The sequence below is a fragment of the Bradyrhizobium sp. McL0616 genome (assembly GCF_049993385.1).
In the GTDB taxonomy this organism is placed as follows: domain Bacteria; phylum Pseudomonadota; class Alphaproteobacteria; order Rhizobiales; family Xanthobacteraceae; genus Bradyrhizobium.
Genome location: NZ_CP188255.1, coordinates 5,874,834 through 5,889,186, shown reverse-complemented (window position 1 = coordinate 5,889,186; position 14,353 = coordinate 5,874,834). Strand labels below are relative to the sequence as shown.

Genomic DNA, 14,353 nt, shown 5'->3' with positions numbered 1-14,353 from the left:
CGAGGCAGCATGCTTCCCAAATGGGTCTATCAAAAGTGCCCTGATATCTCAGTCGCCCATCGCGACGCGGCGATCGCGCGGCAGGCGCAACTGACAAAACCGACCGGCGCGCTCGGCCGGCTCGAGCAGCTCGCGATCGAGCTCGCGGGCCTGCAAGCGACTGAGCAGCCGCGCGCGACACGCGTGCCGATCATCATCTTCGCGGGCGATCACGGCATCGTTGCCCAAGGCGTGTCGGCCTATCCGCAAGCTGTGACCATCGCGATGATGGCGAATTTTGCGTCAGGTGGTGCCGCGATCTCAGTGCTGGCGCGCGAACTCGGCTCCAGTCTTGAGGTGGTCGATGCCGGCACGCTGGCGCAGGAGGCGATGGCGGGTATCGTCATCGACAAGCCGCGCAACGGGACCCGCGACTTCAGCGTTGAGCCGGCGCTTGCAGCCGCCGAGCTGGCGGTTGCCTTCGAGGTCGGCCAACGCGCGGTCGCGCGCGCGCAAGCGAGCAAACCCGATCTCCTGATCTTCGGCGAGATGGGCATCGGCAACACCACGACGTCGGCGGCGATTGCGGCCAGCCTGCTTGGCGTAAGCGCCGAAGAGATCGCCGGCAGCGGCACCGGTGTCGATGCGGCCGGCCGGGCGCACAAGGCGCGCGTGATTGACGCGGCGATTGCGCGTCACGGCGTTGCCGGTGCCACGCCCGAAAAGATCCTGTGTGCGGTCGGAGGTCTCGAGATCGCGGCGATCTGCGGCGCGATCATCGCGGCTGCGCAAGCCCGCATCCCGGTGCTGATCGACGGGTTTATCGTATCGGTTGCGGCGCTGGCGGCGGCACGTCTCAACCCGTCGTGCAAGCCGTTCCAGCTAGCCTCGCATCAGTCGGCGGAGCAGGGGCACCGGCTGGTGCTTCGCGCGCTGAACGTGCAGCCGCTGATCAGTCTCGATCTCAGGCTCGGCGAGGGATCGGGCGCTGCCATCGCGCTGCCATTGGTGCGGCTCGCCTGCAGCCTTCACAACGGCATGGCGACATTCGCGCAGGCCAATGTCCCGGATCGCCCGGCTTGATCCGGCTCACGCCACGCGCTGATTGACGCCGACGACGCGCCAGCCGGTCGCCAGCCGATCGATCCGGGTCAGCGACAACGGATCGATGACGAAGCGCAACGCCACTTGCGGCGTCAGATCGAGCGCTATGCAGAGCGCGGCGCGGATCGTGCCGGAATGCACGACGAGCGTTGCCGGCCCGGCTCCGATCCGTGCGAGGCCGATCCGGACGCGCGCGACCTGATCCTCGAAGCTTTCACCGCCCGGTGGTCTTGCGCGCGCAGGATCGCTCCAGAATTGCGCAGAGACATCGCCGCTGGCCGCAGCGATTTCGTCATGCCGCAGGCCGGTCCAGGCGCCAAAATCCTGCTCGCTGAATTCGCCCACCAAAGCCGGATCGAGCCCCAGCGCGCGCGCCGTCTCGACTGTTCGCCGTGCCGGGCTCGCATAGCTCGCTGCCTCCCGCGGTAGGCACTTCTGTAGCGTCTCCAGCTGCGTCCGTTCGCTGAGATCAGCCGGCACGTCCGGCGCATGGATCGTTCCGACGACACCGTCGACGGGCGCGTGACGTATCAGCCAGAGGAAGGTCTCACCTTCCATGCGAAAATCTCCAGGGACAGTTGGCCGCTGCGGCAACAACGCCGCACCCGGCACATTGACTCCGTCTTCATCGTAATCCTAGATGGCGATGACGGTTTCCCCGAGAGGGGATGAAAAGGGAATGCGGTGCGGGGAAGTTGTCCCCAATGCCGTAGCTGCCCCCGCAACTGTAAGCGGTGAATCCTTCGTCATGAGCCACTGGGTCCTCGGTCCCGGGAAGGCGACGAAGTGGTAACGACCCGCGAGCCAGGAGACCTGCCGTCAGCCGTGGTCACACGCGAAGATGTCGGTCGGGGAGTACAGACATTTGGCTTCATCGGAGCGCTGAAAGGCCGAAGATGGGACCTTGGTTCGCTGTGACGTGCCACAGACGTCATACCGAGGTCCAAGACCGTGTCTTCCGTCCGTATTGCGCGACCGCGCTGCTTTTTGCTCGCGTCCGCCGCCCTCATATCATTTGCCGTTGTCGATATGCCCGCCACGCTGGCGCAGCAGGCCCGCAACCCGCTGCCGCCGGTCGAAGTGACGGCGCCCGAACAGTCGCGCAAGCCGGCCAAACCAGCGGCACGTGCGGGGCAAGGCGCGCGCCGCGCCGCGGCGCATAGGGCTGCTACCGCGCTGGCCGCGCCAAAGCCGGTCGTGCCGACCGCAACGGCGCAGACGCCGCTGAACACCAACGTGGTGGCGACAAGCGCCTCGGGTCTCGGCCTGACTGTGCGTGAGACGCCCGCGACCGTCGAGGTGATCTCCGCCGAAACGATGCGCGAGCAGGGCTATCGCACCGTCTCCGATGTGGCCCAAGGCGCGGTCGGCGTCACCGCCGGCGACAATCCGGCCGAGCCGTCGGCGTTCTCGATGCGCGGCTTCACCAACAGCGAGATCAACACGCTCTACAACGGCATCAAGATCGGCCCGCAGAACATGACTTCGCGCATCATGGACACGGCCAATCTGGAGGCTGTGGAGATTCTGAAAGGTCCGGCCTCGCTGATGTCGGGTGAAGGAGCCGCAGGTGGTGCGATCAATCTCGTCACCAAACAGCCGCACACCGGGGCGATCCGAAACGAGGCTGACTTTTCCTATGACTCCCTGAACTCGTTCCGCGCGCATTACGGCTCCGGCGGCAGCACCAACGTCCAGGGGCTGGACTACCGCTTCGACGTCAGCCGTTCCTCGCTCAACGGCTTTGCCGACGACACCAACACCAAGACGCTCGATGTCTCCGGGCAGTTCAATTATCGCATCTCGGACAGTCTCAAGGTCTGGGGCGCGATCGAGTACCGCGAAGACCGCGGAAAGGCTTATTGGGGCGCACCGCTGGTGCCGGTTGCCTTCAGTGGCTCACATGCCACGGCGGGTATCGTCTCGGGTACCTACTTCAACAGGACAGACCTCGGGGCCGTCACGATCGACGACCGCACCTTCAACACCAACTACAACGTCCTCGATAACCGAAACGTGGCGCAAGAGGTGTGGCTCCGCGGCGGTTTCGAGTTGAAGCTCGCGCCTGACCTGACGCTGAAAAGCCAGGCCTATGGTTATGGCGCGGAGCGCACGTGGTTCAACAACGAGATCGAGGCGTTCGATTCTACCACGAACAAGGTGTATCGCGAGCGCTTCTATGTCGCGCATAGCCAGCGCCTTGTCGGAAACATCACCGTACCTGGTTTGGGATGCTAATGTCGCAGGTTTTGACAATCGCTTGGTCACGACGCTGTCGTCGAGCTACCTCGACTTCGTCAGGCCGGGCGCTGCAAACTTTCCGAATGATGAAGTCCCGCCGGTCGATCCCGACCGCGGCTTCTACGGCCTCCTCACGACCAAGCAGCAGACCGCGCGCATCGACAACGAGGCGCTGTCGTTCGAGGACCGGCTGAAGCTCACGCGCACCTTCGCGCTGGTCGCCGGCCTGCGCGTCGAACATATTGGGCTCGACCGCAATTCGACCGACGTCAACGGCCTGGAGAACGCGAGTTTCCCATTCACAAAAGACTGGGCACCGGTGACGGGGCGTATCGGCTACACCTGGGATGCCGTTCCCGGCCTGACCTTCTTCAGCCAGTACGCCACTGGTGCCGATATCTCGGCCAATAACATCTTTCTGCTTGGGCCGACGCAGCCGCTGGATCTCACGACCGCACGCACCTACGAGACTGGCGTCAAGCACGTGCTATGGGACAACAGGGCGGAGTGGTGGTTCTCGGCCTACGATATCCTGCGCAAGAACGTTTATGCGGCCGCCGGCGGGATGGCGCTCAACATTGCGGGGCGGCAGGAATCGAAGGGCGTCGAGCTCGCCGCATCGGTGCGTCCGATCGAGCCGCTGCGGCTATGGGGCAATATCGCCTATGTCGATGCGCGCTATGCCGATTACAATTTCGTCGGCGGCTCATTCTCCGGCAATACGCCGCCGAACGTTCCGCGTATCGTTGCGAACGTTGGCGCGTCATACCGCTTCTTGACGTCGTGGCCCGTGGAGCTCGGCATCGTCGGCCGCCATGTCGGTGACCGCTACAACACCGATGCCAACACCGTGACGCTGAAGGCCTACACGGTGGGAGACGTCTACGCCTTCGTCGACATCCCCAGGACAGTCTTCGCTGCGGTGGACAAGGCCCGCCTGACCTTCCGGGTGCGCAACTTCACCGACAAGCGCTATGCGATCTGGGGCGATCCGTTCTATCCTGACCAGATATTGCTGGGCGCGCCGCGCACCTACGAGATCTCGGCGGCGTTCAAATGGTAAGGCACTGAACGCATGATGGGCGCGATCGTCTTGCTGCACCGCTGGCTCGGGGTCGCGTTCTGCCTGCTGTTCGCAATGTGGTTCGCGACCGGGATCGTGATGCACTTCGTTCCGTTTCCGTCGCTGACGGAAGCGGAGCGCTTCGCCGGCCTCATCCCGGTTGATCGTGCTCAGGTGGTCATCGGAGTCGCCGATGCGGTGGCTGCCAGCGGCATTACCGAGGCAACGCGTGTTCGCCTGGTCCAGCGGAGCGACGGGCCGGTCTACGTCGTGTCCGGAATCCTACTCGTGCGCGCGGTTCGCGCCTCCGATGGACGGGACGCGACGGTCATTTCTGCCGATGTGGCGCTCGACATCGCGCGGGATCATGCCCGCGGCCGCGGGATCGATGCTGCACAGGCCAAGATCGTTGGGCGCAGGAACTATGATCAATGGAGCGTGCCGAACGGCTTCGATCGCCATCGGCCTCTGTTCCGCGTGGCGCTTGGCGATGCCGCCGGCACGGAGGTCTATGTCTCGTCGCTCACTGGCGAAGTCGTCCTAGATACGACACGCAGCGAGCGTGGATGGAATCTCGCCGGGAGCGTTCTGCACTGGATCTATCCGACGGTCCTGAGACGCGATTGGGCACTGTGGGATCTCGTTGTCTGGACATTGTCGCTGGCGGCCTCGATCGCAGCCTTGCTCGGTGCGGTGCTGGGGGTCGCGCGGATCAAACGTCGAGGAGGGATCTTGGGCTCGCCTTACCGAGGCTGGCACGCCCTGCATCACCTGATCGGCCTTGTGGTGACATTTTTCCTGCTGACCTGGATCTTCAGCGGCTGGCTCTCGATGGATCACGGATTGCTGTTCTCGCGGGGGCAGTTGACCACGGGTGAAGTTGGCGAGATCAATGCTGCGCCGAATTGGAGGACGGTTTCATCGCTCGATCGGGAGTCGGCTCTGTCTCCGGCTCGCGAGATCGAATGGTTCGCGTTCAACGGCAATATCTATCGCCGTGATCGGGTCGGCCTCGGCAGCCAGGTCTTGACAGGAGCGGGAGAGATGCGCCGAGACGGCCAAGCCCGGTTCCTGCGTGCGCCGGAGGTTCGGAGCTTGATCGCGCGGCTTGCCCCTCGATGCGACGCGCCGGTCGTTCTTGCCGATAACGACGATTACCCATCCCAGTCCGCCGTCCCCGGTGCACCGGTCTACCGCTCGAAATGCGGCGACCTCTGGTTCGATATCGACGGCGCCGATGGAAACGTGTTGCAGAGGCTCGATCCGTCGCGGCGGGCCTATCGCTGGGCCTACAGCGCCGTGCACACGCTCGATTTTCCGGTCCTCATGGCGCATCCGCGTGTCCGCGATGTCCTGATCGTCGGGCTCTGCGCGCTCGGGCTGGTGTTCTCCATCACCGGAACCGTCATCGGCTGGCGCCGGTTGCGCTCTACTTTTGCAGTCTGAGTTACGCCCGTAGGAGCGTCTCGATCTGCCGCGCGGCACGCAGCAGCGTGCGGTCCTGTCCGCGCCGGGCGATCAGCTGGAGGCCGAAGGGGAGTCCGGCCGCATCGGTCCCGCAGGGGAGCGAGATCGCCGGCAGCCGGGCGTGATTGACGAAGGGCGTGAACACGGCGTGCGCACGTGGGCTCGCCGCGTTGCCGCCGATCATGTCGGGCCCAAGTTGAGTGAATGGCCAGGCGACGCAGGGGACTGTCGGGGTCAGCAGCAAGTCGACTTCGGCAAAGAAGGCCGCGAACGCATTGGCAATCGCGGTGCTTGCGACCAGCGCACCGGCGACGTCCACGCCCGACCAGGCAAGCCCACGTTCGATCTGCCTGGCGATATCAGGGTCGAAGACGGTTGGGTCCTTGCGAAAGGTCTCGCCATAGAGCGCCGCGAGGCCGCGTGCTGAAGCGGCATGATGGCGTCCTCCGTGACGCCCGCCGGCCAGACGGGAGGTAACGTATGTGGCTCAAAACAAAAGCATATCGAACAAATTGTATGCAGTGTGCAGATTGCGGGTTGCGCGCACGTGAGGGATGCGGATGATCCTTAGCGAGGAGCGCAAATGCGCTTCGCCGCAATGGAGCGAACGCGATCGATGTCAATTCTGCGCAAGCGTCTCGGCATGATCACGCCGTCCTCGAATTCGGTGCTCGAGCCCGTCACCAGTGCCATGCTGCATGGTGTGACCGATGTCACCGCGCATTTCTCACGCTTCCGCGTCACTGAAATCGCGCTCGATGCCGCCGCGCTGAACCAGTTCGACGCATCGGTGATGCTGCCGGCGGCGGATCTGCTGGCCGATGCAAAAGTCGACGCCATCGCCTGGAACGGTACCTCGGCGAGCTGGCTCGGCATCAGCCGCGACAGGAGCCTGTGCGAGGCGATCATGGCGCGCACGAACGTGCCCGCGACGACGTCGACGCTGGCCTGCATCGATGCCGCCCGCGCGCTCGGCGCGAGGCGCGTCGGTCTGGTCTCGCCCTATACGGACGATGTCCAGCGGCGGATCGCGGACGTCTGGGCCGAGGAGGGGATAGCACCGCATGCCGAGCGCCATCTCGGCCTGCGCGACAATTTCTCCTTCGGCGAGGTCGCGCCTGCGACAATCGCGGACATGATCCGCGCCGTGGCAGCGGAAGGCGCCGACGCTATCGTCATCCTCTGCACCAATCTCGACGGTGCCGCACTGGCGGCGTCGCTCGAACGGGAATTGGATATCGCCGTACTCGACTCGGTCGCGGTCACGCTGTGGCGAACCCTCGATCTTGCCGGCGGCGACATTACGGCTCTTGCGGAGTGGGGCCGGATCTTCCAGACAGTGTCAGTGGTCAAGTGACGGAGACTCCTGTGACGCAGCTCGATCTCGCCATCCGCGGCGGCACCATCGTGACGGCCAGCGACGAGTTTCGTGCCGACATCGGCATTCGCGACGGCCGTATCGTCAGCATCGCTGACAGCATCGAGGGCGCGGCCCGCGAAATCGATGCGACGGGGCTACTGGCGTTGCCGGGCGGAATCGACAGCCACGTTCACATCTCTCAACCCCAAGGCCCCGAAATTGTCATGGCCGACGACTTTGCCTCGGCGACGCGTGCCGCGGCGGCCGGCGGCAACACCATGGTGCTACCCTTTGCGCTTCAGGAGAAGGGCACGTCGCTCCGAACCTGTGTCGAGAACTACCGCAAGCTCGCCGAGGGCGAGTGCTACATCGACACCGCGTTCCACCTCATCATCTCCGATCCGACCGCGGTCGTGCTGGGTCAGGAGCTGCCCGCGCTGGTCAAGGATGGCTACACCTCGTTCAAGGTGTTCATGACCTATGACGACCTTGTCTTGAGCGACAAGCAGTTGCTCGAAGTGTTCGAGGTGGCGCGCCGCGAGGAGGCGCTGGTAATGGTCCATTGCGAGGGCTACGACGCCATCCGCTTCCTCACCACCAAACTCGAACGCGAGGGCCACATCGCGCCTTATTATCACGGCACGTCGCGTCCCCAGGCCGTCGAGCGCGAGGCCACGCATCGCGCCATCAGCCATGCCGAGGTGATCGGCGTCCCCATCATGATCGTCCACGTCTCCGGGCGCGAGGCTATGGAGCAGGTGCGCTGGGCCCAGCAACGCGGATTGCCCGTGCATGCGGAAACCTGCCCGCAATACATCACGCTCACGGCCGACGACATGAAGGGCCTGAACATGGACATCACGGGCGCGAAGTACGTCTGCTCGCCGCCGCCGCGCGATGCCGAAAGCCAGCAGGCGATCTGGGAGGGCATCACCACCGGCGTGTTCCAGACCTTCTCGTCGGACCACTGCCCGTTCCGCTACGATGATCCCAAGGGCAAGCTGACGCCGAATGCACGCACCTCGTTTCGCTGGGTGCCGAATGGCATTCCCGGCGTCGAGACGCGGCTGCCGATCCTGTTCTCCGAGGGGGTGTCGAAGGGGCGCATCAGCTTGCAAAAATTCGTTGAGCTGACCGCGACCAATCATGCCCGCATCTACGGCCTGTATCCGCGCAAGGGTTCGATCGGCGTCGGCTTCGATGCGGATATCGTGCTGTGGGACCCCAAGCTGAAGAAGAAGATTCAGCAGGCCGATCTGCATCACGGCGCCGATTATACGCCCTGGGAGGGGTTCGACGTCACCGGCTGGCCCGTCACGACGGTCGCGCGCGGCCGCGTGGTGTACGAGCAGGGCAAGATCGTCGGCGACAAGGGCGCGGGCGAGGTGCTGAGCCGCGGCAAGTCGAGCCTGGTGTGACCGTTACATCGGCTCGATCGAGAGCGGCCTCAACACCAAGATCGTGACCCCGGCGAGCGCAAATCCAGGTATGACAAGGCTATACCTCGATCGCTTCTTGCTTCAATCTGATGCAAATCCGGTGGCCGAACAAACCTCCCAAAACCCGCTTCCCCACGATGGACAGAGACCGCCAATCAAGCAAGCGTGTATCCCTTGCCGGGATTCACATCGACCGGACGTCGGCCGTGCCGCTGCATTTGCAGATTGCGGCGCACATCCGGGACGGCATTCTGCGCGGCATCTTTCCGGCCGGAACGCAATTTCTGGGCTCGCGCGAGATCGCGCGGGAACTGGGCTGTTCGCGCACGGTGGTGCTGACCGCGTGGGACCTGCTCTACGCCGAGGGCTATCTTGTATCGACTCCACGCGGCAGCGTCATGGTGGCGTCCGTCGCAACACCGCATGCGGCGCCGCCTTCGGCTTCGTCGCCGGCCGGCACGGCCGCCCACATGTCAGAGCGCTGGCGATCGCTGCTTGCCTCCAGCTACGAAACCAACTGGCCGTCCGAGTTCAGTCCCGGCGCGCCGGACATCTCAACATTCCCATTCAAGGAATGGTCGCGCCTGCTGCGCCAGACCTGGCAAAATCCGAAAGAGCAGGAGTGCCTCGATCTTCCGCCTGAGGGCCATCCACCGCTGCGCAGCGAGATCGCGAACTTCCTTGGCGCGGTGCGCGGGCTCGTTTGCGCGCCCGAGGAGGTTGTGGTCACCTCCGGCACATCGGGCGCGCTGGATGTCTGCAGCCGGATGATCCTCGATCCCGGCGACGAGGTGTGGATTGAGGAGCCAGGCTTCGTCGAGGCCCGCTGGGCGCTCACGGCTGCCGGCGCAAAGCTCGTTCCGATTCCGGTCGATGACAAGGGCCTCGTCGTCTCCGAGGGAGTCCGGCGTGCGCCACGCGCGCGGCTGATCGTGGTGACGCCGTCACATCAATATCCGCTCGGGATCAGCATGGGCCTGGAACGGCGCCTCGAACTGCTGGACTGGGCGAACAGGAACGACGTCTGGGTGATCGAGGACGACTACAATTCGGAGTTCAGGCATCAGGACAGCATGATCGCCTCGCTACGCTCGCTCGATCGCGACGGGCGGGTGATCTATTTCGGTACCTTCTCGAAGATCATGATGCCGAACCTGCGGCTCGGCTACATCGTCGCCAACAGGTATTTCATCGAGGGATTCTCGAAGGGCCGCGCGCGGATCGACGTGCATACCTCGGGCATCGGACAACTCGCGCTGGCCGAGTTCATGCGCGAGGGGCACCTGCTGCGTCATCTACGCGGGATGCGGCGGGTCTATGCTATCAGGCGCAAGGCGCTGATCGATGCGATCGCAGCGCTGATGCCGGACGATCTGACGGTGTCCTCCGCCGTTACCGGGCTGCATTTGGTGGCGCTGTTCACCGACGCGATGAAGGCTCGGATGAGCGATCGCGAGGCGGTGGCAGTCCTGAAGCAGGCCGGCATCCACGTGCAGCCATTGTCGCAGAACTTTCTGGAACAGCCGACACGGCAGGGCCTGGTGTTCGGCTATGGGCGGTTGCGCGTCGAGGATGCGTCTCCGCTGCTCGCGAGAATCGCGGCTCGCATCGGCAGCGGCTCCCGCGGCGCACCATCCGGTCCGGCAATATCGTCGCTTACTGTTCGTACAATAAAGGGAGGCTGAGCCGACCGCCTTGCATAGCTCGCAGGCACCCCAACATCCCGCCGCGCCGGTCGATCGCCTGTAAATTAGACAGACGATTTGGGGAGCTCGGATTGCAGTGCAGCGACCTTCCCGATTTGCGCCGAAAATACCGTGGTGCGCTGCACGTCGCTCACCTGGAATAGCCGACGTCCGTGTGCTGTCTGCGCGGGCACCGCTGCACCAAAACGTGCAGCCGATGCTGCGGCGCGTCGCACCGGTCGCGTGCTGGTCTAGTGGATTGAGACAACTCTGGCCCTATCCCGACCCGGTCGCTCTGTCGCACGCTCTCAGACGGTGGCATGACAAGGGATGCATGATGAGCGGTCTCGATTGGGCATTGGACGTCGCGGTGGAAGGGCAGAACCCGGCGTCCGGTTCGGACGTCATGCGTAGCTGATCCTGCACATGAGCAATTCCGAAGGGCATTGGGAGGTCGGCACCGATATCGGTGGCACCTTCACCGACATCATTGCGATCCGGCGCGGTTCCGCGGAGGCGCGGATCGCGAAGGTGCCGTCGCGGCCGCAGGCGCCCGTCCAGGCGATGCTCGAGGCGATCGAGGCGGTGGGCCTGCGCAAGAGCGAGGTCAAGCGTTTCGTCCACGGCACCACTCGGGTGACCAACGCCATCGTTGAGGGCCGGCTGCCGAAGGTAGCGCTGGTCGCCACCGAAGGGTTTTCCGATGTGCTCGAGATCGCGCGCTATCGCCGCCGTGATCTCTATCGTCTCGACATTCCTCCGAAATCGCCTCCGTTGGTGCCGCCTGAACGCTGCTTCGGGCTCGCCGAGCGCCTCGATCACGAGGGCCGGGTGTTGAAGGCGCTGGAGGACGCGGAGATCGAGCGTCTGGTGGTATGGCTGAAAGCAACCGGCGTGCAGAGCGTCGCGGTTGCTCTTCTTCACGCCTATGCCAACCCGGTCCATGAAAAAATGCTGGGCGAGCGTCTCAAGGACGTCGTCGCCCATGTCTCGCTGTCGCACGAGGTCAATCCCGAGGCGCGCGAATATGAACGGACGTCGGCGACCGTGTTCAACGCGGCCGCGATGCCGATCGCGGTTGAATATCTGAGCGAGCTCGAGCAGCGGCTGCCGATCGGGCCGGGCTTGCAGGTGTTTCATTCCGCCGGCGCCATGATCCCGATCTCCGCAGTGAAGCGGCGGCCGCTGGTGATGGCGATGTCGGGGCCGGCGGCCGGCGTCTCGGCCTCCGTCGGCATCGCGCGCCAGCTTGGCACCTCGCGCATGGTGACGTTTGATATGGGCGGCACCACGACCGACGTCTGCCTGATCGTCGACGGCCAGGCCGAGATGACCGACGGCCGCATGCTCGGCGACAAGCCGCTGCGCCAGCCGATGCTCGCGGTTCATTCGATCGGCGCCGGTGGCGGATCGATCGTGCGCAACGGCCCCGGCGGCTTGACGGTTGGGCCGGAGAGTGCGGGCTCCGAGCCGGGGCCGGCCTGCTACGGGCGCGGCGGCACCGAACCCACCATCACCGACGCCAATGCCGTGCTCGGCTATCTCAATCCCGAAACAAAACTCGGCGACCGGATCGGGATCGACATCAAGGCCGCTGCTGATGTCATCGAGCCGATCGCGCTTGCTTTAGGGCTGAGCCTGACCGAAACCGCGCTCGGCATCGTCAAGGTCGCGAACGCGACGATGGCGCGTGCGCTTCGCCGCGTCACTGTCGAGCGCGGCATCGATGGACGCGACTGCACGCTGCTCGCCTTCGGCGGCGGCGGCCCGATGCACGCCGCGGGTCTCGCCGATCTCTACGGGATTGCAGAGGTTGTCGTGCCCAGCGCGTCGAGCGCGTTTTCTGCGCTGGGTTGTCTCACCGCGGACTTCAGCTTCCTCCAGCAACAGACCTTGCGCGCGGCGCTCGACGGCATTGACCTCGCGCGCGTATCGGAACGGATCGGGACGTTGATTGCCGATGCTTCGGCGCCGCTGATCGCGAACGACGTCGCGAAAGCACAGATCCAGGTCGAGCTGGTGGCCTTGATGCGCTACGCGGCGCAGAACGACGCCATTCCGGTGTCTTTCACGCTGCCGCTCGATGTTATCAGGCTCAAGAAGGACTTTCTGGCGCGGCATCACGAGCTCTTCGGCTACGCGACGAGCGAGCCCTGCGTCATCGAGTCCGTAAGGGTGCAGGCGCGCCGTCCGTCGACGACCGTCGTGAGCCGGCCGGCAACTGCGGTGAGGGCGGTGTCCACTGGCACGCGCATCTGCTCGTTCGACGGGTTCCATGAGATCGCAACAGGGATCATCAACCGCGCCGCGTTGACTGACGTCGTCAACGGCCCGGCCATCATTGAAGACGCGTGGTCGACGGTGGTAGTGCCGCCCGGCTGGCAGGCGAAGCCTGATGTAACAGGCAATCTGTTCCTGACGCGGAGGACGGCATGAAGCTCGATCCCTTCGTCGTCGAAGTCATCCGGCACGGGCTTTCCGCCGCCGCCGAGGAGATGAGCCTGGTGATGACGCGCTCGGCGCGTTCGCCATTGCTGCGCGAGGCCGGTGACCTGTCGTCCGCGATCACGGACGGCCGCGGGGGTCTGGTCGGGCAGGGCCGCGACATCCCGATCCATCTCGGCGCGATGGCCTACACGATTCCTGAGCTGCTGAAGGTGGTGCCGGTCGAGAGCCTGAACGACGGCGACGTGCTGATCTACAATGTCGGCGCCCTCGGCGGCAATCACCTCAACGACGTCAAGGTCGTGCGGCCCGTCTTCGTCGACGGCGACATCGTGGCGTTCGCGGTCAGCCTCGCGCACTGGCCTGACATCGGCGGCACCTGGCCCGGCAGCTATTTTGCCAAGGCCATCGACACGTTCCAGGAGGCGATGCGAATTCCGCCGGTGCTGATCGCGACCGCGGCGGGCGTCAGCGCGCCGGTCGTGCAGCTGCTCAAGGCCAACGTCCGCGATCCCGAATCCTGCGAGGGCGATCTGCTCGCCCAGATCGCCGCCACGAAAGCCGGCGAGCGGCGCATCGTTGAGCTTTGCCGCGAACACGGCAAGTCGGTCTTCACGGCAACGCAGTCGCGCCTGCACGATCTCTCGGAAATCGAGATGCGGGAAGCGATCCGCGCGCTGCCGGATGGCGTCTATGAGGGCGAGGATCATCTCGACGACGGCGGCGTGAACAATGCGCCGGCACGCATCCACGTCAAGATCACCATCGCTGGGGATGAGGCGATCTTCGACCTGTCCGGCAGCTGCGACCGCGTCTCCAATTTCTGCAACACGACGCCGTTCATGGCCCGCTCGGCCGTCGCCTATGCCGCGCGCATCATGAGCGGCCGCGACATGCACCAGAATGCGGGCGCGCTGCGGCCTCTGACCATCATCACGCGCCCGGGCTCTATCCTGGAGCCCGGCTGGAACGCGTCCGTCGCCGCCGGCAACCACGAGACCTCGATGCGCATCGTCGATGCCATCTTCCGCGCCATGCAGCTCACCATTCCAGAACGTTTGTCGGCCGGCGGGGCGACCACCGCTGGCGTGCTGTTCTTTGCCGAGCCGCGGCAAAACGGTTCGTGGAAGATGCTCTACGAGGTTCACGGCGGCGGCGAAGGCGCGCGCCACGATCGGGCCGGCATGTCGGCGACGCGCGTGCATCTGTCCAACACCTCGAACACGCCGGTCGAGGTGATCGAGGCAAGCTACGCGATCCGCGTCGAGCAGCAGGCCATTCGCTGGCATTCCGGCGGCGCCGGCGCACATCGCGGCGGTGACGGCTCCGTCCGTACCTATCGCATCCTCGCGCCCTCGATGCATCTGACCACCTGCATCGAGCGCATGGTGATTGCGCCGTACGGTATGCAGGGCGGCGAGTCCGGCAAGCCTTGTCGCATCTCGCTGATCAGGCAAGGCGCAAACGTCGCGATCGACGGCAAATCGAACCTCGTGTTGCAGCAAGGCGATCGCGTCACGATCGAGATGTGCGGTGGCGGTGGCTACGGCACCGCTGCGGCAGAGTAAAG

The 14,353-nt window shown here is 64.8% G+C and carries 8 protein-coding genes, 2 pseudogenes and 1 riboswitch; of the genes and pseudogenes, 8 read left to right on the top strand and 2 right to left on the bottom strand.

Annotation, left to right across the window (positions count from 1 at the left end):
- Window positions 1-9 precede the first annotated feature (9 nt).
- Window positions 10-1,062 (top strand): nicotinate-nucleotide--dimethylbenzimidazole phosphoribosyltransferase, encoded by a 1,053-nt coding sequence (cobT, locus tag ACPPVR_RS28595; RefSeq protein ID WP_426609901.1) that lies wholly within the window; start codon window positions 10-12, stop codon window positions 1,060-1,062.
- Between the two features lie 6 nt (window positions 1,063-1,068).
- On the opposite strand, the gene ACPPVR_RS28590 is transcribed toward cobT, so the two are convergent.
- On the bottom strand, window positions 1,069-1,641 hold the full coding sequence (locus tag ACPPVR_RS28590) for a histidine phosphatase family protein (protein ID WP_426609900.1): 573 nt from the start codon (window positions 1,639-1,641) through the stop codon (window positions 1,069-1,071).
- A 75-nt stretch (window positions 1,642-1,716) separates the two neighbouring features.
- Window positions 1,717-1,918: riboswitch (cobalamin riboswitch) on the top strand.
- Window positions 1,919-2,034: 116 nt separating this feature from the next.
- Here ACPPVR_RS28590 and ACPPVR_RS28585 point away from each other — a divergent pair.
- Window positions 2,035-4,387 (top strand): annotated as a pseudogene (locus ACPPVR_RS28585) (TonB-dependent receptor).
- A gap of 12 nt (window positions 4,388-4,399) precedes the next feature.
- Window positions 4,400-5,833 carry a PepSY domain-containing protein gene (locus ACPPVR_RS28580; protein WP_426609899.1) on the top strand — a complete coding sequence of 478 codons (1,434 nt, stop codon included), beginning with the start codon at window positions 4,400-4,402 and terminating at the stop codon, window positions 5,831-5,833.
- Between the two features lies 1 nt (window position 5,834).
- Here the strand turns inward: ACPPVR_RS28580 and ACPPVR_RS28575 are convergent.
- Window positions 5,835-6,325: pseudogene (locus ACPPVR_RS28575) on the bottom strand (amidase family protein); the annotation flags it as partial.
- A 145-nt stretch (window positions 6,326-6,470) separates the two neighbouring features.
- Here ACPPVR_RS28575 and ACPPVR_RS28570 point away from each other — a divergent pair.
- The 5 genes from ACPPVR_RS28570 (at window position 6,471) to ACPPVR_RS28550 (ending at window position 14,351) form a co-directional block, all read left to right on the top strand.
- A complete protein-coding gene (locus tag ACPPVR_RS28570) occupies window positions 6,471-7,211 on the top strand; it encodes a maleate cis-trans isomerase family protein (protein WP_426609898.1) in 741 nt (246 codons plus the stop codon).
- Between the two features lie 11 nt (window positions 7,212-7,222).
- Entirely contained in the window at window positions 7,223-8,632 is a 1,410-nt protein-coding gene (gene hydA / locus ACPPVR_RS28565) for a dihydropyrimidinase (protein WP_426609897.1), read from the top strand.
- Window positions 8,633-8,859: 227 nt separating this feature from the next.
- Window positions 8,860-10,338: a PLP-dependent aminotransferase family protein gene (locus ACPPVR_RS28560; protein WP_426609896.1), complete on the top strand. Its 1,479-nt coding sequence runs from the start codon at window positions 8,860-8,862 to the stop codon at window positions 10,336-10,338.
- Window positions 10,339-10,764: 426 nt separating this feature from the next.
- Window positions 10,765-12,774, top strand: coding sequence for a hydantoinase/oxoprolinase family protein (locus ACPPVR_RS28555; protein WP_426609895.1), 2,010 nt, complete (start codon window positions 10,765-10,767; stop codon window positions 12,772-12,774).
- Entirely contained in the window at window positions 12,771-14,351 is a 1,581-nt protein-coding gene (locus tag ACPPVR_RS28550; RefSeq protein WP_426609894.1) for a hydantoinase B/oxoprolinase family protein, read from the top strand. The genes ACPPVR_RS28555 and ACPPVR_RS28550 overlap by 4 nt, the downstream gene beginning before the upstream one ends.
- Window positions 14,352-14,353 lie beyond the last annotated feature (2 nt).